The following is a 26,375-nucleotide window of genomic DNA, read 5'->3' as shown; positions in this document are numbered from 1 at the left end:
TTATCTTCTTTTTTTCTTTGTTAATTTTATTGCTTCTTCATGACCATTTTCAGCTGCTTTTTCAAACCAGTAAACAGCCTGTGCTTCATTTTCATCCACACCTTCTCCCATGAGATAGCAATTGGCAAGGCTATACTGTGCATCTGCATAACCTGCTTCTGATGCTTCTGTAAAATAACTTACTGCCTGTTGCGGATTAGGAACGGTTCCCTGACCTTCAAGCAGTTGTATACCTGCATAATATTGTGCATAAATATTACCTTGTTGTGCCGCTTCATTAAACCAGCGGAAAGCGGTTGCTTCGTCTTTTTCAGTACCTATTCCGAAATAATAGGCTCTTCCTAAACGGAATTTTGCAGCTACATTTCCGTACTCAGCTGCTTTTAAGTATTCTGTATAGGCACGTGAAAGATTTTCTTCTGTACCGATTCCAAATTCAAAGCACATACCATATCCTTCTGTCAGTACGTTTTGTTGTGCTGCCTGTTCATAATACGGAAATGCTTTATCGTATGTGTCTAAACGGTCATAATCATAAAAATAATAATCTCCAAGTTCTAATAAAGCGTACGGATATCCTGTTTCGGCAACTTTGTTTAGCCATTGCAGCCCTTTTTGAGAGTCTTGTTCTACAAATCCGTGCAGATAATATCGACCTACAACATACTCGGCATAGAAATAGCCCATTTCAGCAGCCTGAGTCATGAGATCAACTGCTTTCTGTCGGTCTTCAGCGACTCCATATCCTGATTCGTAACACAATGCCAGTTCAGTTAAAGCTTTGGCATGATTCGCATCTGCAGCCTGTTGGAGATAGTGTATCGCCATATCTGGGTTTTCATCAATGCCGATACCATATTTATAACATCTTCCGGTTTCGTACAAAGCATTCACATCATTATACTGTGCGGCATAATTATAACATTCAAATGCCGTCTGCTCATCGCGTTCACCGGATTGATGGTAATCATTTTCGAGATAAAGTCCTTTTAAATAGTTGGCATAAGGGTATCCGATAGCAGCGGCTTTATCAAAATATTCAAATGCCTTGGCATAATCAGGCGTTTCTTTAGTTTCTTCTATAAGTCCCATTTCAGTTAGCGCCTGTGCATTGTCATATTCTGCAGCTTTCTGCAGATAGGGTAGTGAAGCTTCTACATCAGGAGCTATTTCATTATAGCCGTATTTCAGATAACGTCCTACCTGATATAATGCCTGTGGAAGATTTTTGTCAGCAGCTATTTTATAATATTCAAAAGCTTTATTCAAATCAAATTCGGTAGCCTGAGCATTAACACCATATTCTGCAAAATTACCCAGTCGGTATGAAGCATAGGCAATACCGTCTTCATGCATTTCAGTAAATAACTGCAAGGCTTTGATTTCGTTTGGTTCGGTAACTTTACCTTCCAGATATAGTTCTGCTAATTCTATTTTAGCATCTATACTACTTCCTTTTGCAGCTTCTTCCATAAGAGATAAACCGGTTGGAATATTTTCCAATAGCGGGTTGTATAGATACAGATAGGCCAAACGGTATCCTGCATAATCACTGCCATATTTCCATGCATATTCAAACCATTTCAGCGAAGCGGAGAATTCTTCTTTTGAAGGTTCCTGATGTTTAGGTAGCAGATGCAATGCGAGACTTACTGCTGCGTCTATGATGCCGTATTCAAAAGCATTTTGAAGTTCCTGTAATTCTTCAGAAATGGAAGCATCCGGACCAGCTTCAGCAATTTTAATGTCTGCTAAAATAAACCGGGCATACGAAGAATTGTACTTTTCAATTGTTTCTTCCAGTATTTCACGTTGTTTTTCTGTATTTTGTGCTCTGCGGTAATAGCCTTGAGCAATCTGTAAATAGTGCTTTCTGATTTTATCATCAGGATGATTTTGTAGCGGGGCGGCATCATCTAAAATTGTTTCCCATTCATCCGTCCAGATTCTCAGATAACAGCTGTAAATAAGTCCCCAGTGGTTGCCCTGAGCTGCCAATTGTTCTAAATTCTTCTTGGCAGTCTCCTTATCAGTATCTTTTAATAAGCCAATATAGTTATAATAATTAGTGATAGCGTCTGCTATCTCCAATCCAGCTATTTTTGCTTTTGAGAACTGTTCGTTTGTTTTTTCAGCATCGCGGTATCCTCTTCGGCATACTACATGCTGAATACCGTTTTCTATATAGGCTTCCGGATAATAAACTCCGAACCGTTCTGACAATTCACTTACCTTTCGGATAAAAAAAGCATAATCTTCTTCTTCCAGATATACGCTCGCTTTAAAATCGGCACCGTCATAGGTTAGCAATTCAAACAATTCTATGGCTCTTTTCAGATAATTGACATCTGTAAGATCAAAATGATGCAAAATAAACTCAAAATGACTCAGACCCTCAAACCATTTTTCAGGGTCGGAAATATTGTCACGGGTCAGGCTTTCAATAATGAATAATACATTTTCTGTGTCGGTGGATTTTAGATAAGCATCGTACTTTTCGCTGATTTTCATTCTTTTTCGTATTAAATTTTATTACATGTTTAGGCTTATAAAAAGCAATTTCTGAAACAATTTAACTGCAATTTACTAAATAAACGAAATGCAAGAAAATACGAGAAGATAATTTTAACTTAAAAATGGAGAGATACTACCGAAAGCGAAATCCGATTCCAGCTCCCATTTTCCAGTTCCCATTGGTAACTGTGGTTTTAGGGTTGTAGTAAAAAGGAATTTGGACTACTAATTTTTTGTAAGCATAGGTTAATCCGATTCCTAAAGTAGGGGTTACCAAAGCATTTTTGATTTCAGAGCGGTCTTGTTTAAAACGTAAAGAAGGAAGCATTCCAAGAAGTATTTTTGAATCGTGAAAAGTGTAATTCAGATTCGGTCCTGTAAAATTTAAAAAAGCACCCTGATCTACATATCCGGTTGCGACAGTTCCATCATAAAAGTCTAATGATAATTTAGTGTGAGTGCTTGTTTCTTTTTCCTGTGCCGTAATTGCTAAAGAACATAAAAGTAGTATACTGGCTGTAGTGATCATTTTTATAGTCATTTTTACAAATCTTGATTAAATAAGAATGCAAAAATGCTATTGAATAAGTCAGATTACAGGCGTTCTGCGGCAATCGTGCGGAAAATTGTTATGAGAAAAGTAAAAAATGTAATAAAAGCGAAAAAAATACCTCTACATTTTTTGTAGAGGTAGCTTCTTACGTATGATATCAATCGGTTGTTATTTCTCGGTAGATAATTCTATACATAATCGGTTTTTCCGTTTCTACGTCTTTCCATTTTACTTCTATCGTTTCAGGATATCCGTTTTCATTATAGGTATGGATCCATTTTGATCCGTTTACAAATTCGATGAGGTTGTTTTTTGACAGATTCTTTTCGAGTAAAGCTTCTTCTCCATATCCCGGCATAGGTTCAAACTGAAACACACTTGCTGTTCCAAAGTAAGGTTTAGGATGATTATCATATACAAAATTGCGATATATCTCTCTGTATTCTGTATTTGCAATTTCATCACCACCCTTCATCAATAATTTTACCTGCATGATATTGTCTGTATTTTGATAATCCATAAAATAGTTTTCTATATCATTCAAAAATACAATGCTCATTATTTTTCCGTTATCGTAATATTTATAATCCCTTCTGTTGATACGATTTCCATATTGATAGGTTTCGTCAGCGGTTATTCTCCCCTGAGCATCATAGATGATTTTAATATCATGACTGAATTGCGGATGGGTATAGTTGATACTCTTAATGAGACTTATCCTGTTGTTTTCATATTCAAATTCGTAATCCTGAATTTTTTGTCCGGGATAATTTTGAGGATCATAAGTACTTCGTTTCATCAGTTGATTATTGGAGTTGTAAAAATAGTCCGCCATCAACTCGTGGTCATAATTATAGATCTTATCTACTAAAAAACGAGGTTTTTCCTCCACAGTAGCTTGCCCGTCATCATTGCTATTACAACTGCTAAGGGTGAGTGATAATATAGTTCCAAAGAACAGATACAGCAATAGTATTCTTTTTTTCATTGAGTAGAAGGTATTAGTTGTTGATTTTAATTATTTGTAAAAATAAATATAAAATTGTAAATTAAGATTGTTTTAGGAGTTAATTTATTGAAATATGATTTCTAATAGGTGTTGTTAGGTGTGATATTCTTATCTTGGTCTTTAGGGGGATTTCATTGCATATTTTTTTGTTTTGGTTACATTCTTTGGCAAACAGGTAAGAAGTAAGGTAATCGTTTTTCGATTTTTTTAGAAATTTGTATTATCTTAAAATAAAAAGCCATGGAGATTGACCATAATAAAATATCGTTTTGGGAAGAAAATGATCCAAGGGAAAATTTTTTTAAGCGTTTGTTTTTTCGAAAAGACAAGAGTAAAAAAAAATTGAGTACTCCGGAAACCATCCGAAAAGTTTGTTGTGGAGTTTCCTTTAAAGAGACCGCTGTAAAGTCTATTTTATTTTCTACCGATCTTGCTCTGATTGAAAATAATGATTGTGATGCCGTTCTGGCAGTATATCCTTTTCCTCCTTCAGCTAAAATAATGAAGGCACTGATTGATTTCTCTGAAAAACCCGTTATCTGTGGAATCGGTGGAGGTCTTACCCAGGGCAAAGTAGCGCTTGATATGGCGATAGAAGCTGAAAAACTCGGAGCTGCAGCCGTAATTGTCAACCAGCCGTTTAAAAACAGAGATCTTATTAAAATACGGGAGGCCATTCGTATTCCTATCGTTTCGAGCATTTCTACGCTGGACTTTGATTTTGAGGAACGCATCAAGGCAGGGGTTGATATTTTTCATATTACAGGAGGTGCAAATACAGGAGCTATTATCGAACATATTACGACACACTATCCAAACCATGCTATGATTGCCACAGGAGGAAAAACATTAGTAAATATTGAATCGGTAATCAACAGCGGGGCACATGCTATTGTATTAACGCCACCTTCTAATGCTGATTTGTTTAAAAGCATTATGGCGGGATACAGAGAAGGTTTTAATAAGATAAAAAAGAAGTTTTTATAAAACCTCTTATTTATTTTTCAAAGAATTTACTTTATTTTTTTAAGACCAAAATACAATTGACGGATTGTGAAGTAATTCATTATCTCCAACTTATATCTTCAATTTGTATATACTTAATCGGGGTTATCAGCAATAAAAAAGCCCCGAAGATAGTCGAGGCGCTAAATGTTTTCACAACGGAATAATCCTTATTGTGAATTCCTTTCATGACAAATATAATTACAAAATTTAGAACAGCATTACTGAAACCCGTAAAATTTAACAAAAAAAAATTCCTATATTTCCCATCAAAAGCATAAATATGACTAAAAATATACTTGGATTAGACTTAGGCACCAATTCTATAGGATGGGCTTTGATAAAGCAGGACTTTGAAAATAAACAGGGAGAAATCCTTGGAATGGGAAGTAGGATCATTCCGATGAGTCAGGATATTTTAGGGGATTTTGGAAAAGGAAATTCCGTTTCCCAAACTGCTGAACGTACCAAATACAGAGGTGTAAGGAGATTGCGTGAGCGGTTTCTGTTGCGAAGGGAAAGACTTCACCGGGTTTTGAATGTTTTAGATTTTCTGCCTGAGCATTATGCTTCACAAATTGATTTTACTAAGAAGTTTGGAAAGTTTAAAGAAGAAACGGAACCTAAATTAGCTTATAACAATGATGGCTTTATTTTCAAAAAATCTTTTGAAGAAATGATTTTGGATTTTAAAACTCATCAGCCACAACTATTAGAAAATAACAAAAAAATTCCTTACGACTGGACTATTTATTACCTGCGCAAAAAGGCACTTTCTCAAAAAATAGAAAAAGAAGAACTGGCATGGATTCTTTTGAATTTTAATCAGAAGCGTGGGTATTATCAATTGCGTGGAGAAGATTTTGAAGAAGAGAAAGATAAAGTGTTTGTCAGACTGAAAGTAGACAGAGTTGTAGATTCTGGAGAAAATGTTAAAGGAAGGATTCTTTATGATGTATATTTTGAAAATGGATGGAAATATGAAAAACAGATTGTAAAAACTGAAGATTGGATAGGACGTACAAAAGAGTTCATCGTTACAGAATCTATTCTAAAAAATGGTGATACAAAGAGAACCTTTAAAACTGTGGATTCTGAAAAAGATTGGATTGCAATAAAAACAAAGACCGAACAGGAAATAGATAACTCCGATAAAACTGTCGGAACTTATATCTACGAAACCTTTCTTCAAAATCCAAAACAAAAAATCAAAGGAAAGCTGGTTCGTACCATTGAGCGGAAATTTTATAAAGCGGAGCTGAAACAAATTCTGGAAAAACAAATGGAGTTTCATCCGGAACTGAGACAAGATGATGTATACAGCGATTGCATTCGCGAACTCTATAAAAATAATGAAGCTCATCAACTGACATTGAGTAAAAAAGATTTTGTACATCTTTTTATGGAGGACATTATTTTTTATCAGCGACCATTAAGGAGCCAGAAATCATCCATTTCCAACTGTACTCTGGAGTTTAGAAAATATAAAGATGAAAATGGAACAGAGCATACGCAATACCTGAAAGCTATTCCAAAATCCAATCCATATTATCAGGAATTCCGTATCTGGCAATGGATGTATAACCTGAATATTTACAAAAAAGAGGATGATACGAATGTTACGAAGGAGTTTTTGAATAGCAAAGCCGATTTTGAAAGTCTGTTTGAATTTTTAAACAATAAAAAAGAAGTTGACCAAAAAGTATTGCTTAAATTTCTTTTAGAACAGAAAAATTTTAGAGAGAAATTACTCACCGCTGAAATTGAAAAATACAGATGGAATTATGTAGACAAAAAATATCCATGTAACGAGACGAAGACAATGATTTCATCGAAATTGGATAAGGTTGAAAATGTGCCTAATGATTTCCTGACAAGGGAAATGGAGCAGAAAATCTGGCATATCATCTATTCTGTAAATGATAAATTTGAATATGAAAAGGCATTGAAATCTTTTGCTGAGAAAAATAATCTGGATGAAAGCTCTTTCTTCGAAGCTTTCAAAAAGTTTCCTCCTTTTAAAAGTGAATACGGTGCTTTTTCCGAAAAAGCTATTAAGAAATTGTTGCCATTGATGAGGTTAGGGAAATATTGGGATGACGATGAAATTCTAAAATATAGTAATATTTATTTTAAAAATATTGAATATTTATTGGGTGTTCTCAAACAAAAAGATGAAAATATTTCTGATGATGATCGCCAAAATTGGAACAAATCAATAAACAATAAGTTACGAGAAGAGTTAGAGATTTTTCAAAATGCGGAAATAGAATCTTTTCAAGGACTAAGATTGCACATTGCTCAGTATATTCTTTATGGAAGACATTCAGAAGCAGCAATGTTGGGCAAATGGAACTCCGCTGACGATCTGGAAGAGTTTCTAAAAGAATTTAAACAACATTCGCTTCGCAACCCAATTGTAGAGCAGGTAATTACAGAAACACTTCGTGTGGTAAAAGATATCTGGGTGAAATATGGAAAGGGTGCAAAAGATTTCTTTAATGAAATTCATATTGAACTGGGTAGAGAAATGAAACTTCCTGCTAAGGATCGGAAGAAAATTACCAACCAGATTTCTGAAAACGAGAATACAAATCTCCGCATCAAGGCATTATTAGCCGAGATGATGGCTGATAGTTCTGTTGAAAACGTTCGCCCTTTTTCGCCTATGCAGCAAGAGATTTTGAAAATCTATGAAGATGGTGTTTTAAATTCTGATATCGAAATTGAAGATGATATTCTTAAAATCAGCAAGACAGCCCAACCGTCTCCATCCGATTTAAAAAGATACAAACTCTGGCTGGAGCAGAAATACAAATCACCCTATACAGGACAGATAATACCATTAAATAAGTTATTTACGCCGGCATATGAAATTGAGCATATTATTCCGCAAAGCCGTTATTTTGATGATAGTTTTAGTAATAAAGTGATTTGTGAATCTGCTGTGAATAAATTGAAAGATAATTGTATAGGTTTAGAGTTTATTAAAAAACTGGGCGGTAGTATTGTGGAGTGTGGAAACGGAAAATCAGTTTCCATTTTAAAACAGGATGCTTACGAAGATTTTGTAAAGAAACATTATGCTAACAACCGAAGTAAAAGAAATAAACTGCTTTTGGAAGATATTCCTGAAAAGATGATTGAGCGGCAGATGAATGATACTCGCTATATCAGTAAATATATTTCTGGTGTTCTTTCCAACATAGTAAGAACAGAAGACGGAACAGATGATGGCGTAAACTCTAAAAATATAGTGCCAGGGAACGGAAAGATAACAAATACCTTAAAACAAGACTGGGGACTAAATGATGTTTGGAATGATTTAATCTTACCACGTTTTGAACGAATGAATCAACTGACTAATTCTACAGATTTTACTGCCTGGAATGAAAATTATCAGAAATTTTTACCAACTGTTCCGGTAGAATTTTCAAAAGGATTTTCAAAGAAAAGGATAGATCACAGACATCATGCCTTAGATGCTTTGGTGATCGCTTGTGCTACAAAAGACCATGTCAATTTATTGAACAATCAATCTGCTAAATCAGATACGAAACGATATGATTTGAAAAAGAAACTGATGAAGTTTGAAAAAGTAGTCTACAAAAATCCGCATACTGGCGAAAAAATAGAGCGGGAAGTTCCAAAACAGTTTCTGAAACCTTGGGGAACTTTTACAATTGATGCTAAGAGTCGTTTGGAAACAATAATTGTGAGTTTTAAACAGAATTTGCGTGTTATCAATAAAGCGACCAACTACTATGAAAAATATGTAGAGAAAGACGGTGCAAAAGTAAAAGAAAGAGTAGAGCAGACCGGAACAAACTGGGCGATAAGAAAACCGATGCATAAAGAATTTGTTTATGCAAAAGTGAATTTACCATGGGTGAAAGTTGGTGGGAAAGAGATATTAACTGCAATCAGAAAACCATTGGATATAAGTTTTGATGAGAAAAAAATTAGAAGTTCAATAACAGATAGAGGTACACAAAAAATACTTTTAGCACATTTAGAAAAATATAAAGGTATTTTGGATGAAAAAGGAAAAATAATTCCTTCCGAAATTTTAGCATTCACGCCTGAAGCTATCGAAGAGATGAATAGAAACATTATTGAATTAAATGATGGAGTATTTCATCAGCCAATTTTTAAAGTAAGGGTATTTGAAAAAGGGACAGGAAGGTTTCCGGTTGGACAATCCGGAAACAAAAAGGATAAATATGTAGAAGCAGCCAAAGGAACCAATTTGTTTTTTGCCGTATATCAAGATAAAAATGGAAAAAGAAGCTACGAAACGATTCCTTTTAATGAGGTTATTGAAAGACAAAAACAAGGATTAAACCCAGTGCCATTAGAAAACAAAAAGGGGTATAAATTATTATTTCATTTGTCACCAAATGATTTAGTCTATGTGCCTGAAGAAGGCGAATTTACAGAGAGGATTTTTAATTTTAATGATTTAAACAAAGAACAAGTTAAAAGAATTTATAAAGTTGAAAAAACTTCGGGTTCTGAATGTTACTTTGTTCGTCAAGATATTGCTTATCTAATAAAGCAATATGATGCGAAAACTAAAATGGGAGAATTGGAAAGCCAAAATAAGCTTCAAGTTACAATGACTGAAGATAGAATGAAAATTGCAGATGTTTGTGATAAACTCAAGATTGATCGTTTAGGAAATATCGCAACAGTATAATATATGTTAAAACGGAGTATCTATATTGGTAATCCTGCTTATTTAAAGCTTAAAGACCAGCAGTTAAAAATTGAAGATCCGGTAACAAAAGAAATAAAAGGATCTGTTGCCGTTGAAGATATGGGTTTTTTAATTTTAGATCATGCACAGATTACATTGTCTCATCCGGTTATTTTGTCATTACAGCAACAAAATGTAGCCATAATCAGTTGTGATGATTCCCATTTGCCCTTAGGTTTAATGTTGCCACTTACAGGGCATGTAGAACATAGTGAGCGCTTAAAGCACCAGATCAATTGCTCAGAGCCGTTGCGTAAACAACTGTGGAAACAAACAGTAGAAGCAAAAATTTTTCAACAGAAAGAGTTGCTACGAAAGTTAAATTTGCCTTATAATATTATGGTTGACTATATGAATGCTGTTAAATCCGGTGATACTACAAACATGGAAGGCATTGCTGCACAATATTATTGGAAACAATTGTTTGAGGATTTTACAAGAGAAAGAAAAGGTGATGCTCCAAATAATTTTTTAAATTTCGGCTATGCTGTTTTGAGGAGTATGGTTGCCAGAGCATTGGTAAGTAGTGGGCTGCATCCTACAATTGGTATTTTTCATAGAAATAAATACAATGCCTATTGTTTGGCGGATGATATTATGGAACCCTACCGCCCTTATGTAGATGCTTTAGTCGTTAATTGGATGGATAAATCACCTGCATCTCTTATTTTGGATAAGGAAGCAAAAAAACATTTACTACGATTAGCTACACAGGATGTTTACATCAATGGATTGCAACGTCCTTTAATGACCGCTTTAAGTATTACTACCAGCTCTTTGTGTAAATGTTTTATGGGAGAAACCAGAATAGTGCATTATCCTATGTTATGAGTTTTAGTAGATATAATGCTTATAGAATTATGTGGGTTTTGGTGTTTTTTGATTTACCGACAGAAACAAAGAAGCAGCGAAGTTATGCAACTAATTTCCGGAAGTTCTTGTTAGATGATGGTTTTAATATGTTTCAGTTTTCTATTTATCTGCGGCATTGTCCAAGTAAAGAAAATGCTGAGGTCCACATCAAAAGAGTTAAAAAAAGATTGCCTGCTGAAGGAAAAGTAGGGATACTATGTGTGACGGATAAGCAATTCGGACAAATGGAACTCTTTTTTTCAAAAAAAGAAGCAGATTTACCCAGTATGCCACAACAATTAGAACTTTTTTGATAGAAATAAAAAAATGCCCGATACTATAATTAGTATCAGGCATTTTTTACATTTTTTATTTATAGATTTTTTTGAATATCCCTTATTACTCGGGACATTAATAGAGGTTGTAACTCTATACTGTAAATCTACAAAAATTTGAAAGGAATTCACAACTATAATCACGTTTTAATACAGAGTCCTTCCGTTGTAACTCTATACTGTAAATCTACAAAAATTTGAAAGGAATTCACAACAGAGAACAATATCTACATAGTTCATCTGAAGTTGTAACTCTATACTGTAAATCTACAAAAATTTGAAAGGAATTCACAACCGATTTCAGTAGATTTAGTTGGATCATGCAGTTGTAACTCTATACTGTAAATCTACAAAAATTTGAAAGGAATTCACAACAGATATTTAAACGGTAAATATTTTAATAACGTTGTAACTCTATACTGTAAATCTACAAAAATTTGAAAGGAATTCACAACACGCTTTTCAGCTCTTTTTTGGTCCTCTTTGTTGTAACTCTATACTGTAAATCTACAAAAATTTGAAAGGAATTCACAACTTCTTCCCATAGGGTCAGATATCCACTTTAGTTGTAACTCTATACTGTAAATCTACAAAAATTTGAAAGGAATTCACAACGGCAGCCTTTACCAAAAATAAATGACAAAAGTTGTAACTCTATACTGTAAATCTACAAAAATTTGAAAGGAATTCACAATCCATAGATTCTAACTATGATGGGAGTATCAATTATCAGACAGCCATCACTTTATAATTAATTCGTAACTTCGTTTGTTTTTTAACGCTTATGCGTTATTGATACTAATTATAATACACCGACAATGAAAAGCATTTCTACCCCAACTACTCTTAATAAACACATCACCATACCCAGTCTGATCTTTATCATCGGAGTATGCGTCGGTACTATATTGTTCCCGGATGTTACCAATACTTTATTAAATACAGTAAAAGAATTCCTTTTTGTAAATCTTAACTGGATATATGTATGGGCAGTAACCTTATTTGTGCTTTTTCTCCTATACCTCATGTTTAGTAAGTTTGGCAGTATAAGACTTGGCTCAAATGACAGCAAACCCGAATATTCTTTCTTTTCCTGGTTGTCCATGCTTTTTGCTGCAGGTATGGGAATCGGATTGATGTTTTTTAGTGTAGCAGAACCCATTTCTCATTATTCGAGTTCCGTTTTTGGAGAAAATGATTTTGTTAATCAGGCCAAAGGAGCTCAATTATATACCTTTTTTCATTGGGGTATTCATGCATGGGCCATATATGGAGTGGTAGGATTGGCCCTCGCTTATTTTGCTTATCGTTATAAATTACCACTCTCACTCAGAAGCTGTTTTTATCCGTTGCTAAAAGACAGAATAAATGGCAAGTGGGGAGATGCAGTAGACGTTTTTGCCTTGTGCAGTACTTTTTTTGGGATTACAACCACGTTGGGATTTGGAGTTGTGCAAATCAATTCAGGATTAGAAACGCTCCATATAGTGTCAGAAGGAGGATTCTCTAATCAATTGGTTATTGTTGCGGTGCTCACATCACTGGCGATTCTTTCTGCAACTTCAGGCGTCAATAAAGGTGTGAAACTACTCAGTAAAATCAATATTATCAGTGTAGTATTATTACTGCTTTTTGTTCTATTCTTTGGACCAACGGTTTTTTTAATCAGCAGTTTTACAGAAGGATTGGGAAATTATCTCAGTAATTTTTTTGAATTGACTTTTAATACGCATATTTATGAGAGTGATACCTTACCCTGGTTTTACAACTGGACAATTCTATACTGGGCATGGTGGATTTCTTGGTCACCGTATGTAGGCTTGTTTATTGCAAGAATCTCAAAAGGACGTACGATCAAAGAGTTTATTGCAGCTGTACTCATCATTCCCGCACTTTTTAATTTTATCTGGATGTCAGTTTTTGGCAACAGTGCCATCTGGTTTGATGCGAATGAGGCAGGAGGTATGCTCAGCGCGTTAGCAGACAATGCAGACCAGCTTATGTTTCAGTTTTTAGAATATTTACCATTGACAGAAACGATAAGCTTTGTAGTAATTGCCATTATCATCATATTTTTTGTAACATCTGCTGATTCCGGAATATTGGTCATGAACGGTATAGCGACAAAAAATGCTGAAAATTCGCCTAAATGGCAGATGATATTCTGGGGAGTTTTGCTGGCTGTACTGGCTTTATTATTGCTCAATGCCGGTGGTTTGCAGGCATTACAGACCATGACCTTAATCACAGCGCTTCCGTTTGCTTTGATCATGCTGTTGTTTTGTGTCAGTCTGATGAAAGGTCTTACCATTGATCAAAAATATTATGACCGCAATTTTTCAGTAGCTACAGTTCCATGGTCTGGTGAATTCTGGCAGGAACGGTTAAAAAAGATTGTATCGTTTAAAGATAGTAAGACAGTAGATGCCTATCTAAAAACGACTGTAAAAGAAGCTTTTGAAGAGTTGTGTCAGGAATTTGAAAAAAATGGTATTGAAGCCAGAATAAATACTGCAGAACAACCCGTAAAAACAGAAATTGAAATAAAGCATGACGTGATTAATAATTTCATTTATGGTGTAAAAAATCAGCCTAAGACCGTATCTGAATTTATGATACAGGAAGAGAATTTACCGGATCTCGATCACAGTAAAACTTTTTATCCGAAAGCATATTTCGGAGATTCCAGAGAGGGATATGATGTTCAGTATTTTACAAAAAATGAATTGATAAGTGATGTTTTAAAACACTATGAACGCTTTATAGAAATTATTTCCGACCAGCAGAATGAAATGTTTGTGAGTAGTAACTATAATCAAAAAAAATAAAGACATGGTTCTTATATATAAATAAAAAGCGGGTTATAAACCCGCTTTCTGATATCTGTAAAATCTCATGTTTAGAGAGGAACAGAGCACGAACCGGCAACTCTTTCTACTTTAAAAGTTATGGTGTCGTTCGGTCTTGACTGTTGATATTGCTGTACTTTATTTTTTATATCCAATAAGGTCATACAACCTGTCTCATCATATAGAATGATAATATAATGTTCGCCAAACTGACTGTTATAGCCCTGAGCAAAAATGGTTACGTGGTAATTTCGGAGTACTTCTTCATGCGGATTGATCTCCAATGCAATTTTCTCCATTTTCGATTGTTCGATTGCTTTATCTCCATTTCCTGCAAAAGTTGTCAGGGAACTAAAAGCAATAATGCTCATAATAATTAATTTTTTCATAATGCACATAATTTATATGGTTAATATACTGTAAGTTAATAAAATATTTTTTAATATAAAAACGGCAGGATGTATTAAGTGATTGAAATGTTTCTAAAAAGCGTTTTATTCTTTTATTTTTAAAATTAACCACATGGTTATTATGTGACCCAATCTGTAAAGAGAACTGTTTAAATCACGGTCTTTTTTGGAATTGGAATTAAGGTTCCGATCTGGCTTTAAAGGAAGCTTCGTATGCTCTTTTTCTTAACTGCTGTATTTTTCCTACCGGTTGTAAGGCATCAATATTTTCAAACGGATTAAAAGATAAAAGTTCCTGTTTTAGATCTTTTTTATTTGCGATTGAATCGAAGTGCAATAATCCGATGGAAACATATGGAGTGTCTTTCCATTCCCGATGGAGTTGATTGACGGGCTGATTCTTAAGATCATAAGCATACTGTGCAAAAAGTTCAGCTTTAAAGAATCTATTCTGCGCCATATATTCTTCGACAGATACGTCTGGTGATGTTTGGGAGTAAGGTTGGGAAGCCATTTCCGGAACGAGTTTTAGTTTTACCAGATGATTGCCAAAACGGTAAACACCTATAGAATGGTATGAAAAAGATAGGATGAAATTATTTCTACTCTTTATAAACCGTACAGCATTTTTTATAAAAGAAGGATGGAGAATTTCTGGGAACATCCCCGTACTATTCCAGATGAGATGTAAGCCGTTGCTTATTTTTTTGAAAAAGTTTCCGGTATAATATTGATTAATTGCTGTAAACAGACGTAAAAATTTAGTAACATTGTTAAAAGGGAAGAGCGGGAAATTGACAAGCGGAAAATTAGCAACTGTTTGTGCGTCATGTTTGAGCTTTAAAGAAAAGCCATACGCCGGAATCCACTTTCCTTTCACAATTTTCAGGTGGGCATTGGAAATTCTCAGGGTTACGTCCATGATTTTCTCTGGAAATATTGAAAGGTGTTCACTGTTTTCATGCAGCATGAATTTACCTTCTAACACATTGTACGTTGTTGCATGTGCATCACGTGTTTTATAAAATACCTTACTAATTGTAGGAGACTTTAATACAAATTCCCGTATTGAAACAGTCAATTTTTCCAATAATTTTTTTTCTTTGGGATGTAATGCGTCGTATTCAGAGTTGTAACGTAATCTTGCTCGCATTGTTGTCAGGCTGTTTGTGGTTAAATTTTCAAAGATTTATTGTGTCAAATAAAAACGCAGGAAAATGACCTGCGTTTTTATTAATCCCGTAATACGGTTTCGTATATTATGAGTTGTGTTTGCTTTGGGCAATCAACTCAATGGTTGACTGGTTAAAAGCCGGTAAATCATCAGGGGTTCTGCTTGTAACCAAATTACCGTCTACAACAACCTCTTTGTCTTCCCAGACAGCTCCGGCGTTTTTCAAATCGACTTCAATAGCCTTTACTGAAGTTATTTTTTTATTGCGTATGGTATCTGCATTGATTAGCAATTGCGGTCCATGACAGATAGCAGCAACAGGTTTGTTGTCTTTAAAAAAAGTCTGTATAAACTTTACTGCTTCCTTATTTGTTCGCAATTTATCAGGATTGATAACACCTCCCGGTAATACCAATGCATCAAATTCTGATACACCTGCTTCTGAAAGTGGAATATCAACTTTGTACTCCTTTGACCAGTCATCTCCTGATTTTGCCTTAACATGATTGCTTTTTGGTGATACAATAAATACTTCGGCTCCCGCATTTATAAGAGCTTCCCGCGGACTGGTAAGTTCTACTTCTTCAAAACCATCCTCTGTAAGTATTGCAATTTTCTTTCCTTTTAATGTGTTCATAGCTTTGGGTTTTTAAAGATTTACTACAAGTTAAGAAAAAAAATGCAGAATTTAAAATAAAGAGAGCTACGCTGTTAAACCTGATATAGTATGAGTTATGTATGGCTCCAGCTTGAAGGGAATAAAAAAGTGTGACAATTGATTTCAACCTTACACTTTATCTGTGGTGAATCCGAACAAATTTTGAAACAATTTTTTGAAAGATTTGGAACTTGGTTTCATAAGCTTTATAAATTGGATCAATACTTCTGAAACATCCCTAATAAAAGGTAATGGGTATCGGTTTTAGCTTAGAAAACGGAATGAATTTGACGTCATTATTCCTACCCGGTCACAGGATTTACAATCTTTTTAGTGCTGGCATGATTTTTATTCTATAAAATAGTAAAAACAAATTATAAAAACAATGTTTTTTTGTAAAATTTATATATTATTTTAGATCTATTAACACAAAACTATGTATTTTTATGAAAAAACTTCTATTAACTGTAGCAGTTGCCGCATTTTTTTTCTCATGTGAAAACGATGCAAATGATTACAACCAAACCGGTGCAACCAGCAACGAACAAACTCAAAATTTTGCTTCTAAACCAACGAAAGAATTAGAACGCTTGCGAAAAGAAGCCTTTGACAAGATGAATTTAGGCGGAATGTACCGTTATTCATCTCAGAAAGGACTAACAATTTCGGGAGACATGCTCAAAGGACAAACTACATCAAGCATTGTAATTCCGCCCAACGCTCTTACTTATGAAGACGGAGGTCTGATTGACGGATATATTTATGTAGATTATGTGGAATTATTTACTATTGAAAAAATGGTTTCATTAAACAAGCCGACAATGGGTTTTAATCCACAGACTGGAGAGAGAGAACTTTTAGTTTCGGGTGGAGAATTTTATCTGATGATTAGAGATGCAAACGGCACTCAGGTAACATTGAACCAACCTATACAGGTTAATATAGCAACTAATAATTCTCAGGCAAATCCTAACGGAATGCTTTTGTGGAATGGTATTACTGATCCGGATGGTTCTTTTTGGTGGAATAATGCAGCTGTTTCAGATGTTTCTTTTGCTAACGGATCCCCTGTATTTCAAGAGGGAACAGTTTACAATATACTTATAAATAATTCAAGCACTTTTGGTTGGTATAACTGCGATAAATTCTACAGTGATCCAAGACCTAAAACAAATATGAGTATTAAGATACCAGCTGGTTTTAACCAATCGAATTCCAGTGTGTATGTTGCATTTGAGAATGAAAAAAATGCACTGATGCATTTGTACTCTTTTGATGCAGCATTCAATATGTTTGGAACCCCACAACCGGCTATACCGGACGGTATAAATGCACATATAATTTTTGTTGGCGAGCAGAACGGACAATATAGATATGAAATTATTTCTACTGTAATAACAGGAGGTAACCCTGTATTTAACGTTAATCCGGGTAACCTGATTACTACCAGTAATTTTCAACAAATAGAAAATCATATTCTTACACTTCCATAGGAAGTACGATCGTTAAAGGCGGGCATTTTGCCCGCTTTTTTATTGCCCGTTAAAAAGCCTGTTTTTTATTAGTGAATGCTCTCTATCACGACTCATTATCAGTTAGATGGAAATGAAGTGCTGATGGAAACTTTAGAGAAATAAATTTTTAATACAACTTTGAGTTTGTAAATTCTGTCAACACTTCTGATGCGTTAGCCAAAAAAAGAACAGGACAAACGAAAATATATTTCATTTGTCCTGTTTAGTAGCGAAGACGGGAGTTGAACCCGTGACCTCAGGGTTATGAATCCTGCGCTCTAACCAACTGAGCTACCTCGCCGTATTGTTGATTTTTCGAGTGCAAATATATGTATATTTAATCATACCAAACAAGTGTTTTTCGAGGAAATTATGAATAAAAATAAAAAAAACATGGGGTTGTATTTTAAGTTATTGTAAATGAATGGGCTATGTTGCATAAAGAAAATTATTTTAATAAGTTTTTTTTAGTGACTATTTTTTTCTATATTTCCAAAAAAATTAACTATGAAAGTAAAGTTTGAACTGGAGTTTGCAATTAATTCTTCTCCTCAATTGCTTTATCAATACATCGCCACTCCTTCAGGCTTATCGGAGTGGTTTGCAGATAATGTAAACTCAAGAGGTGAATTCTATACCTTTATATGGGGTGATTCTGAAGAGAAAGCAAAATTAGCGACTAAAAAGACAGATGAAAAAATAAAATTCCGTTGGCTGGATGAAGACGACAGCGATACCGATTATTTCTTTGAGATTAAAATCGTAAGAGATGAACTTACTAAAGGAGTAACACTTTTAGTAACAGATTTTGCAGAAGAAGATGAAATCGAAGATCAGAAATTGTTGTGGGAAAATCAAATTACGGATTTAAAAAAAGTAATAGGTTCTGTTTAGAATTTTAAAAACCTTTATATTTGCTCTGTTTTACGACAGAGCATTTTTTTTATGGTAAATTTTAACGGAGAGCTTACAGCGTCCACTTCAGAACAATTAGAGCATAACAGAGCTTTTTTATACGGTGATGCCGTTTTCGAGACATGTAAGGTCTTAGATGATAAAGTTTTATTTTTAGAAGATCATTATTTTAGATTGATGGCTTCTATGCGTATTGTAAGAATGGAAATTCCAATGAATTTTACTATGGAATATCTGGAAGAGCAAATTCTCAACTTATTACAAGCGTTATCTGAAAAAAGTCCTGCCTACCGCGTAAGAATCACCTGTTACAGAGCGGGCGACGGTTTATACCTGCCTAAAGACAGAACAATTTCTTTTCTGATTACGGCTCAGGCGCATCATGAAACGGTTTATGTCAATAATCCTCAGCCGTATGAGGTAGAACTTTTTAAAGATTTCTATGTTACGAAACACCTGTTGTCTACTTTAAAAACAACAAATAAGCTGGTAAGCATTACGGCTGCTATTTTTGCTGAGGAAAACGGCTATGATAACTGTTTGCTTATCAATGATGAAAAAAACATCATAGAAGCGACAAATGCGAATGTCTTTATTGTAAACGGAAATACCATTTCAACGCCACCAATTGCAGATGGCTGTTTAAATGGTATCATGCGTAAACAAATAATTGAATTGATCAGAAAATCTACGGACTTAACAATTGAAGAACGTTCTGTTTCTCCGTTCGAATTACAAAAAGCAGAAGAAATATTTCTTACCAATACTATTATTGGCATTCAGTCTGTAACAAAATATCGCAAAAAAGAATTTACCCGTACAGTCGCAGATCAGTTATTGGTGAAACTAAATGCAAAAATACGTTTGGATTAATTCATAATTGGATCTTCAGGGGCATTTGCCCAGATAACATATTTTTCACCTAAATTCATCAATAAGTCTTTCCATATTGTGGCACCTGCTATATGAAACAATGGGAGTTTCTCGCTGTTTTCAGATACTACCCAAAAATCAATGTCTATTTCTTCTTCTAATTGGTCAGCTTCCCATCCGCTATATCCTAAGAAAAACTTGATGTTTGTTTTATTTATTTCATCATTTTTTAATAGATCAACGAGTATATTAAAATCACCACCCCAGAAAATACCATCAGATATTTCAATACTGTTCTTAATGATATGAGGGATATTATGAATAAAATACAGATTTTCATTTTCTACAGGACCTCCGAGATAAATTGGGAAATCTTTCGTGATCTCCGGCAGTATATCACTGATTGTAAGATCTGAAGGTTTGTTGAGAATAAAACCTACAGACCCTTTTTCTGAGTGTTCGGTTAGTAATACTACGCTTCGGCTGAAATCAGCATCGTTTAAAGCGTTGGGTGCGGCAATGAGAAGGTTTCCTTTGTGAGGAGTTACATTCATAGTTTTTTATTAAAAATAATAAAAAAACCGTTCGTAAAGAACGGTTTTTAAATATTTTTTAAGCTAAATTATTTCTTTTTAGCTGGCGTGTTTACTGAACCATCCAATTCAGCACCCGCTTTAAATTTAACTACATTTTTAGCAGCAATTTTGATTGTCTTTCCAGTTTGTGGATTTCTACCATCTCTTGCAGCTCTTTGGCTTACTGACCAAGAACCAAATCCTACTAATGATACTTTATCTCCTTTTTTTAATGTACCTGCTACATTTGTTAAAAAAGATTCTAATGCTTTTTTTGCAGATGCTTTAGTGATTCCAGCATCTTCTGCGATTGCGTCGATTAAGTCTGTTTTGTTCATAATAATTTTTTTAAATAAAGGTTAATCTTTTAACTATTACAAATTTAAAAGTTAAATCCAATAAAACAAGTAAATTGGAAGAAAAAATGAGGAAAAAGTTGTTTTTTTCAAAAAAACAACTTTTGGTTTTCCAAATTTGCTTTCTAATTACAGAATGCCTTGTCTGATAACGAGATACCGTTTAGCAGATCTGCCGTTGCCATTCGTTTTTTTCCGGGAAATTGTAAACTGAGAATTTCTATAAAGCCATCTTTTGTAGCGATCTTCAGCTTCTTCTTTTCTGTAATAATGGAACCTGGGGCATGGTTATGTTTTTCTTTCGTATAGATAACATCGAATATTTTTACATTCCATTGGTGTGCTCCGTCATTAAAATAGGTCCATGCGGCAGGATAAGGGTGCAATCCTCTGATGTGATTGTATATGGCACTGCCATCCAGCTCCCAATTGATCTTACAGTTATCCTTATTCAGCTTATAGGCTGTTTTTGTTTCCTGTTCGGGCTGTATTTCAGTTGTTACTTTATTGTTTTCTATTAAATGCAATGTTTCTATTACGGCTTCGCTTCCTAAATGCATCAGCTTATCATGTAGAGTTCCTGCTGTTTCATCTGGAGTAATAGCAATTTCTTTTCTGAGGATAACAGCTCCGGTATCTATTTTTTCATCGATGAAAAATGTTGAAACACCTGTTTTTGTTTCACCATTCATAATGGCCCAGTTGATGGGAGCTGCTCCTCTGTAATCAGGTAAGAGGGAAGCGTGCAGATTAAAGGTACCCAGTTCCGGCATTTTCCATACCAATTCCGGCAGCATACGGAAAGCCACCACAATCTGAAGATTGGCATTAAGAGAACGGAGTTCTTCTAAAAATTCAGGAGCCTTTAAGTTTACAGGTTGTAAAATAGGGAGTTGGTGTTGCAAAGCATAGGTTTTAACAGCAGACTGAGAAAGTTTTTGCCCGCGTCCTGCCGGTTTATCAGGTGCTGTAATAACACCAACTATTTCAAAATTATTTTTTAAAATGGTATCGAGAATTCCTACGGCAAAGTCCGGAGTTCCCATAAATAGGATGCGTAATTTTTTCATTGTATCTGTCTTGCTATGTATTTATGATGTTGTACTTCTAATTTATCCTCTTCCAGCAGTTCTCTGATAAAGCCAATAAGAAAAGCTGATTCCAGCGATAGCTGCTGTGCCAGTTCTTCAAGGTCAAGAGGTTTGGATTGTGTGAGATAAAGTATTTTGTTTTTTATTATCAATGGATTTTTGCTGATTTCTTTTTGTTGTAATTTGTTTCTGCAAGTCGAACATTGACCACAGGTTTCGGATACAAATTCGTCAAAGTATTTCAGAATGAGTTGGTTTTTACAGGTTTCTGTATCCGTTATATAATTCAGCATGGCTTCAAACTGCTGTGTTTTTATCTGATTTTGCTGTTTCAGATAGCTGATAGAACGGTTGATGGTGATGGCATCTTCTCTAATTTCATTAAATTGTACGGTAGTGTCACTATTGCTGTTATTGAAAGTACAAAACCCTTTATTTTGCCATTTATGAATAATTTCCAGTAACTTGTCAGGAGATATATTTTCACTTGCAGCAATTTTTTGAAGATCTATTTTAGTTTCTATTTCGTCAGTACCTTTATAGTGATGGATGATGTTTAAAAAAATACGGCTTTCTCTAGGCTCATTTTTGAAATAATCGAGTATGGCTTCATTGGAAATAAGAAAATGTATTGTACTGATATAAGAGAATTCCGTTTGGAGATGAATGATAGCCTGTCTGTCAAGAAACTGAAATGCCTGAAAAGTTTTGTTTTGAGGCAGTTGATATTTAAGACAAAAGTCGTTGAAATTGAAGTGAAAGACCTCTGCATATCCTTCTCCGTAAGCGATTTGGTGGTAATTGACAAAATTTTTATAAACTTTTAAAAGAAATGCTTTATCAAGAAGTGAATTGTAAAACAGCTCTTTTGCTTTTTCAATATCTTGGGATTTTAGTAAAATTGTAGCAAATGATCGGGAACCGTTTCTTCCTGCCCTTCCTGCTTCCTGATAGTAACTATCTATATTTTCAGGAATCTGAATATGTATGACATTTTTTACATCGGGTTTATCAATTCCCATTCCAAAAGCATTGGTAGCCACCATAACCTGATTTTCATTGTTGAGCCAGCGTTGCAGTTTTTCTTTTTTTTCTTTAAAATTGAGTCCTCCGTGAAAAAAATCAGCCTGAATGCCGTAACTGATCAGGTTCTGAGCCACCTGAAAAGTTTTGCGTCTGTTACGTACATAAATAATTGCTGATTCCGGATGTTTCTGTACAATACGGTGCATCAGATTTTCCGTGTCATCCGCTATGTAGACACTATATACAATTTCTTTTCTTTCAAAACTCTTTTTAAAGACAGCCGGATTATTGAGTTTTAGTTGTTGTATGATATCTTCCTGTACACGTTTGTTTGCTGATGCAGTAAGAGCAATAAATGGCGTATTAAAAAAATAATCTTTCAGTTTGTTTATTTCGAGATATGCCGGGCGAAAATCGTGTCCCCATTGTGAGATACAATGAGCCTCATCAATTGCAATAAGATGGATTGGTAAGGACAGAATCCTTTCAAAAATCCATTCCTGTTTAAGCCGTTCCGGAGAGAGGTATAAAAATTTGTAATTGCCATACAGGCAATTGTCCAAAATATCGGATATCTCTTCTTGTTTAAGTTGACCTGCAAGGGAAGTTGCTTTGATGTTTTTATTCTTAAGGCTTTCTACCTGATCCTGAATGAGGGCGATCAGAGGAGATATTACCAGACATATTCCTTCAGACATCATAGCAGGTACCTGAAAGCAGATGCTTTTTCCAGCTCCTGTTGGGAGCAGGGCAAAGGTGTCTTTTCCTTCCACAACCGACTCTATGATTTCCTCCTGAGGCGATCTGAAGTTTTCATAATTCCAATATTTGCGAAGAATATGTGCTGCTTCTGACAACTTTAAATTTTTTATTTAAAAGTAGTGAAATATCGGGAATTATTAAAGATTACTAAGAATGAAGTTAATTCTGGTGTCTAAATCAGCTTTGGGAACCTCAATAAGGTCATAACCATAACTTTTATAGGTTTCTACTAAATGCGTATGGATGATTTGCGCCTGTTCAAAACTTTCATAACGTTCGTTATCGCTTATATAAATTTCTTCCCAGGGTGGTAAAATAAATATTTTGGAATAGGTATGTTCTTTTCCTGCTGCTGAAAACAATTCAGGATAATCATTTCCAATATAATGCAGGTAAGCAACAACATCAGGAATTCCTCTGTCAATAAATACAATCTCATCGTTTTCAGTCAGAGCATTTTTGAATTGTTTGATACGACCTTTTAGCAGCAATTCACTAAAAAGTAAAGGTTCTTTGAGAAAGAGTTGATCGATTCCTGATTTTTGAGCTTCTGCTGTAACTTCTCTTGAAATTTCAGGGTAACAGGTATATCCAAGTTTTTCCAAACCGTTTAAAACCGTCGTTTTTCCTGATCCGGGACCCCCTATGAGTAAAACAATTTTTTTATCCACTTTTACTAATAAAGGTGCAAAAATAAGTATTTTATGCATACTAAAAAATTGATTTATTAATTACCTCATAAAAATGATTTTTCTAACGTATATTTGTATCTATTAAATAAGTTTTATGGATCAGAAGACAGAAGAATTTTATAAAAGATTAAAGCAGGAACTTGAAAATACAACTGATAAATGGCCTTTGGAATATCTCTATAAATTTATAGTTCCGTCTGGAGGTGAGCAGGTTAATGAGATTCAAAAAGTTTTTGACGGAATGGGAGCAGTTATTAAAACGACTTCTTCTAAAAACGGAAATTATATCAGTGTTTCAATAAATGTAGTGATGGAGAGTTCAGATGCTATTATTAAAAAGTATTTAGAAGTATCTACGATTAATGGCATAATTTCTTTCTAAAATGAATAAGAATTTTAATCCGACAGAAGCGGTAAAAGAATTAGAATATAATGCGGCAAGAAAGGATCTTATCATTCCTGAATACGGAAGACATTTGCATAAACTGATTGATGCAGTAAAGGAAATCAAAGATAAAGAGGAACTTAATAAGGCTGCAAATTACGTCATAAAAATTATGGGGAATATGAATCCGCATTTGAGGGACGTGCCTGATTTTCAGCATAAGCTGTGGGATCAGTTATTTCGCATGGCCGATTTTGATTTAGATGTAGATTCTCCCTATCCGATACCTGATGCAGCTTCTGCTCAGATACAACCCATTAAAATTGATTATCCTCAAAATTTTCCTAAATATCGTTTTTATGGAAATAATATCGGATTTATGATAGAAGAAGCAATTAAATGGGAAGAGAGCGAACTTAAAGACGCACTGATCATGGTTATTGCCAATCACATGAAGAAAAGTTACCTGAGTTGGAATAAAGAAACGGTTAAAGACGAAGTGATTTTTGAACATTTACTTGAAATGTCACATGGAAAAATCAATCTTCTGAAGAAAGATGAAGAACTGTCTAATACTTCTGATCTGATGCGGGTAAATAAAAAACAGTCAAACAAGGCTCATTACAACAATCAGGGAAATAACAACAACAATAATCAGGGACAAAAACGTTTTACAAAAAATAACCAAAATAAAAATAATAACAGAAAATCTTAAGTTTTAATGAGTGTTTTTAAAATAGAAGGCGGCATTTCTCTAAAAGGAGAAGTACATCCACAAGGAGCAAAAAATGAAGCTTTGCAGATATTGTGTGCTGTGTTGCTAACGGCTGAAAAAGTTACCATATCAAACATTCCTGACATTATTGATGTGAATAAACTCATAGAATTGTTAAGGAGTTTAAAAGTAAAAATTGAACAGTTAGATAAAAATACTTATACATTTCAGGCAGATGCGCTTGATTTGGATTACTTAGAATCAGAAGATTTCAGAAAAGACGGTAAATCACTAAGAGGTTCTATCATGATTGTGGGTCCTTTGCTGGCTCGTTTTGGAAAAGGATATATTCCAAAACCTGGTGGGGATAAAATCGGAAGAAGAAGACTGGATACACACTTCGAGGGATTTATTAATCTTGGAGCTACTTTCCGTTATAATAAAGAAGAATATTTTTATGGAGTTGAAGCTCCTGACGGATTAAAGGGTGCTTATATGCTACTGGATGAAGCTTCCGTAACCGGTACAGCAAACATAGTAATGGCAGCTGTGCTGGCAGAAGGTGAAACCACTATTTACAATGCAGCTTGTGAGCCTTATCTTCAGCAATTATGCAATATGTTGAATTTAATGGGGGCAAAGATAGATGGAGTTGGTTCTAATCTTTTACGCATACAGGGAGTCAAAGAACTTAAAGGTTGTGAACATAGACTGTTACCTGATATGATTGAGATTGGTTCATGGATTGGGTTGGCCGCTATGACTAAAAGTGAAATTACGATTAAAAATGTAGCCTGGGATTCATTGGGGATAATTCCGAATGCTTTTAGAAGACTCGGAATTCATATAGAAAAAAGAAACGATGATATTTTTATTCCGGCACATATTGACGGATATGAAATTCAAAGCTATATCGACGGTTCTATATTAACGCTTGCAGATGCTCCATGGCCGGGATTAACACCGGATTTATTAAGTGTATTGCTGGTAGTGGCAACTCAGGCTAAAGGCGAAGTACTTATTCACCAGAAAATGTTTGAAAGCCGTTTGTTTTTTGTCGATAAACTCATTGATATGGGGGCTAAGATTATTTTATGTGATCCGCACCGGGCTATTATTATAGGACATGATTTCAAATCACAACTAAAGGCTACACAAATGTCATCTCCGGATATCAGAGCAGGTATGTCATTATTAATCGCTGCTTTATCTGCAAAAGGAACCAGTGTCATTCAGAATATTGACCAGATCGATCGTGGATATGAAAATTTAGATAAACGTTTACAGGCACTTGGAGCCAGAATAGAACGATCAGAAAATTAAAAAGAGAAGCTTTAAGCTTCTCTTTTTGTT

22 protein-coding genes, 1 tRNA gene and 1 CRISPR repeat array are annotated in these 26,375 nt (G+C 34.6%); of the genes, 11 read left to right on the top strand and 12 right to left on the bottom strand.

Annotation, left to right across the window (positions count from 1 at the left end; all coding sequences use genetic code 11):
• The 3 genes from QW060_RS12940 to QW060_RS12930 form a co-directional block, all read right to left on the bottom strand.
• Nucleotides 1-2,511, bottom strand: coding sequence for an SEL1-like repeat protein (locus QW060_RS12940; RefSeq protein ID WP_290363903.1), 2,511 nt, complete (start codon nucleotides 2,509-2,511; stop codon nucleotides 1-3).
• A 136-nt stretch (nucleotides 2,512-2,647) separates the two neighbouring features.
• Nucleotides 2,648-3,055 carry a hypothetical protein gene (locus QW060_RS12935; protein WP_290363902.1) on the bottom strand — a complete coding sequence of 136 codons (408 nt, stop codon included), beginning with the start codon at nucleotides 3,053-3,055 and terminating at the stop codon, nucleotides 2,648-2,650.
• A gap of 169 nt (nucleotides 3,056-3,224) precedes the next feature.
• Nucleotides 3,225-4,055 carry a hypothetical protein gene (locus QW060_RS12930; RefSeq protein ID WP_290363901.1) on the bottom strand — a complete coding sequence of 277 codons (831 nt, stop codon included), beginning with the start codon at nucleotides 4,053-4,055 and terminating at the stop codon, nucleotides 3,225-3,227.
• A 261-nt stretch (nucleotides 4,056-4,316) separates the two neighbouring features.
• Here QW060_RS12930 and QW060_RS12925 point away from each other — a divergent pair, with 261 nt between their 5' ends.
• The 5 genes from QW060_RS12925 (at nucleotide 4,317) to QW060_RS12905 (ending at nucleotide 13,855) form a co-directional block, all read left to right on the top strand.
• Nucleotides 4,317-5,063 (top strand): hypothetical protein, encoded by a 747-nt coding sequence (locus tag QW060_RS12925; protein WP_290363900.1) that lies wholly within the window; start codon nucleotides 4,317-4,319, stop codon nucleotides 5,061-5,063.
• 301 nt (nucleotides 5,064-5,364) lie between these two features.
• On the top strand, nucleotides 5,365-9,780 hold the full coding sequence (cas9, locus tag QW060_RS12920) for a type II CRISPR RNA-guided endonuclease Cas9 (protein WP_290363899.1): 4,416 nt from the start codon (nucleotides 5,365-5,367) through the stop codon (nucleotides 9,778-9,780).
• A 3-nt stretch (nucleotides 9,781-9,783) separates the two neighbouring features.
• Nucleotides 9,784-10,671, top strand: a complete 888-nt coding sequence (gene cas1, locus QW060_RS12915) for a type II CRISPR-associated endonuclease Cas1 (RefSeq protein ID WP_290363898.1) — start codon at nucleotides 9,784-9,786, stop codon at nucleotides 10,669-10,671.
• A complete protein-coding gene (cas2, locus tag QW060_RS12910; RefSeq protein WP_290363897.1) occupies nucleotides 10,668-11,006 on the top strand; it encodes a CRISPR-associated endonuclease Cas2 in 339 nt (112 codons plus the stop codon). Before cas1 ends, cas2 begins: the two co-directional genes overlap by 4 nt.
• Nucleotides 11,007-11,112: 106 nt before the next feature.
• Nucleotides 11,113-11,722: direct repeats of the CRISPR family, unit length 50 nt; unit sequence GTTGTAACTCTATACTGTAAATCTACAAAAATTTGAAAGGAATTCACAAC.
• A 123-nt stretch (nucleotides 11,723-11,845) separates the two neighbouring features.
• Entirely contained in the window at nucleotides 11,846-13,855 is a 2,010-nt protein-coding gene (locus tag QW060_RS12905; RefSeq protein ID WP_290363896.1) for a BCCT family transporter, read from the top strand.
• Nucleotides 13,856-13,926: 71 nt separating this feature from the next.
• Here the strand turns inward: QW060_RS12905 and QW060_RS12900 are convergent, their stop codons facing one another.
• The 3 genes from QW060_RS12900 to QW060_RS12890 all read right to left on the bottom strand — a co-directional run bounded on the left by QW060_RS12900 (nucleotide 13,927) and on the right by QW060_RS12890 (nucleotide 16,097).
• Nucleotides 13,927-14,265: a hypothetical protein gene (locus QW060_RS12900; RefSeq protein ID WP_290363895.1), complete on the bottom strand. Its 339-nt coding sequence runs from the start codon at nucleotides 14,263-14,265 to the stop codon at nucleotides 13,927-13,929.
• Nucleotides 14,266-14,464: 199 nt separating this feature from the next.
• Nucleotides 14,465-15,439 carry a catalase family protein gene (locus QW060_RS12895; protein WP_290363894.1) on the bottom strand — a complete coding sequence of 325 codons (975 nt, stop codon included), beginning with the start codon at nucleotides 15,437-15,439 and terminating at the stop codon, nucleotides 14,465-14,467.
• 106 nt (nucleotides 15,440-15,545) lie between these two features.
• Nucleotides 15,546-16,097 carry a type 1 glutamine amidotransferase domain-containing protein gene (locus tag QW060_RS12890; RefSeq protein ID WP_290363893.1) on the bottom strand — a complete coding sequence of 184 codons (552 nt, stop codon included), beginning with the start codon at nucleotides 16,095-16,097 and terminating at the stop codon, nucleotides 15,546-15,548.
• A gap of 467 nt (nucleotides 16,098-16,564) precedes the next feature.
• Here QW060_RS12890 and QW060_RS12885 point away from each other — a divergent pair, with 467 nt between their 5' ends.
• A complete protein-coding gene (locus tag QW060_RS12885) occupies nucleotides 16,565-17,611 on the top strand; it encodes a hypothetical protein (protein ID WP_290363892.1) in 1,047 nt (348 codons plus the stop codon).
• Nucleotides 17,612-17,859: 248 nt separating this feature from the next.
• On the opposite strand, the gene QW060_RS12880 is transcribed toward QW060_RS12885, so the two are convergent.
• A tRNA-Met gene (locus tag QW060_RS12880) sits at nucleotides 17,860-17,933 on the bottom strand.
• Between the two features lie 206 nt (nucleotides 17,934-18,139).
• Here QW060_RS12880 and QW060_RS12875 point away from each other — a divergent pair.
• Together QW060_RS12875 and QW060_RS12870 are read left to right on the top strand one after the other, a co-directional pair.
• On the top strand, nucleotides 18,140-18,526 hold the full coding sequence (locus QW060_RS12875) for an START-like domain-containing protein (RefSeq protein ID WP_290363891.1): 387 nt from the start codon (nucleotides 18,140-18,142) through the stop codon (nucleotides 18,524-18,526).
• A gap of 51 nt (nucleotides 18,527-18,577) precedes the next feature.
• Nucleotides 18,578-19,420: an aminotransferase class IV gene (locus QW060_RS12870; protein ID WP_290363890.1), complete on the top strand. Its 843-nt coding sequence runs from the start codon at nucleotides 18,578-18,580 to the stop codon at nucleotides 19,418-19,420.
• On the opposite strand, the gene QW060_RS12865 is transcribed toward QW060_RS12870, so the two are convergent.
• From QW060_RS12865 to QW060_RS12845, 5 genes are all read right to left on the bottom strand, one after another.
• The gene (locus tag QW060_RS12865; RefSeq protein WP_290363889.1) at nucleotides 19,417-19,974 is read right to left on the bottom strand and encodes a YqgE/AlgH family protein; all 558 of its coding nucleotides are present in this window, start codon (nucleotides 19,972-19,974) and stop codon (nucleotides 19,417-19,419) included. The two genes, QW060_RS12870 and QW060_RS12865, sit on opposite strands and share 4 nt — an antisense overlap.
• Before the next feature lie 68 nt (nucleotides 19,975-20,042).
• Nucleotides 20,043-20,333: an HU family DNA-binding protein gene (locus QW060_RS12860; protein WP_290363888.1), complete on the bottom strand. Its 291-nt coding sequence runs from the start codon at nucleotides 20,331-20,333 to the stop codon at nucleotides 20,043-20,045.
• Between the two features lie 143 nt (nucleotides 20,334-20,476).
• On the bottom strand, nucleotides 20,477-21,421 hold the full coding sequence (gene fmt / locus QW060_RS12855; RefSeq protein ID WP_290363887.1) for a methionyl-tRNA formyltransferase: 945 nt from the start codon (nucleotides 21,419-21,421) through the stop codon (nucleotides 20,477-20,479).
• Complete coding sequence (locus QW060_RS12850) at nucleotides 21,418-23,325, bottom strand: RecQ family ATP-dependent DNA helicase (RefSeq protein ID WP_290363886.1); 1,908 nt, start codon at nucleotides 23,323-23,325, stop codon at nucleotides 21,418-21,420. The genes fmt and QW060_RS12850 overlap by 4 nt, the downstream gene beginning before the upstream one ends.
• Nucleotides 23,326-23,367: 42 nt before the next feature.
• Nucleotides 23,368-23,901 carry an ATP-binding protein gene (locus QW060_RS12845; RefSeq protein WP_290364760.1) on the bottom strand — a complete coding sequence of 178 codons (534 nt, stop codon included), beginning with the start codon at nucleotides 23,899-23,901 and terminating at the stop codon, nucleotides 23,368-23,370.
• 115 nt (nucleotides 23,902-24,016) lie between these two features.
• On the opposite strand from QW060_RS12845, the gene QW060_RS12840 reads away from it, so the two are divergent.
• The 3 genes from QW060_RS12840 to murA are packed head-to-tail and all read left to right on the top strand — an operon-like array spanning nucleotide 24,017 to nucleotide 26,345.
• Nucleotides 24,017-24,304, top strand: coding sequence for a DUF493 family protein (locus QW060_RS12840; protein WP_290363885.1), 288 nt, complete (start codon nucleotides 24,017-24,019; stop codon nucleotides 24,302-24,304).
• Nucleotide 24,305: 1 nt separating this feature from the next.
• The gene (locus QW060_RS12835; RefSeq protein WP_290363884.1) at nucleotides 24,306-25,022 is read left to right on the top strand and encodes a DUF4290 domain-containing protein; all 717 of its coding nucleotides are present in this window, start codon (nucleotides 24,306-24,308) and stop codon (nucleotides 25,020-25,022) included.
• Nucleotides 25,023-25,028: 6 nt separating this feature from the next.
• Nucleotides 25,029-26,345, top strand: a complete 1,317-nt coding sequence (gene murA / locus QW060_RS12830) for a UDP-N-acetylglucosamine 1-carboxyvinyltransferase (RefSeq protein ID WP_290363883.1) — start codon at nucleotides 25,029-25,031, stop codon at nucleotides 26,343-26,345.
• Nucleotides 26,346-26,375 lie beyond the last annotated feature (30 nt).

It is taken from the genome of Paenimyroides ceti (assembly GCF_030409925.1).
Note: the sequence above shows the minus strand (reverse complement) of the source record. Positions and strands in the feature narration are given on the sequence as shown.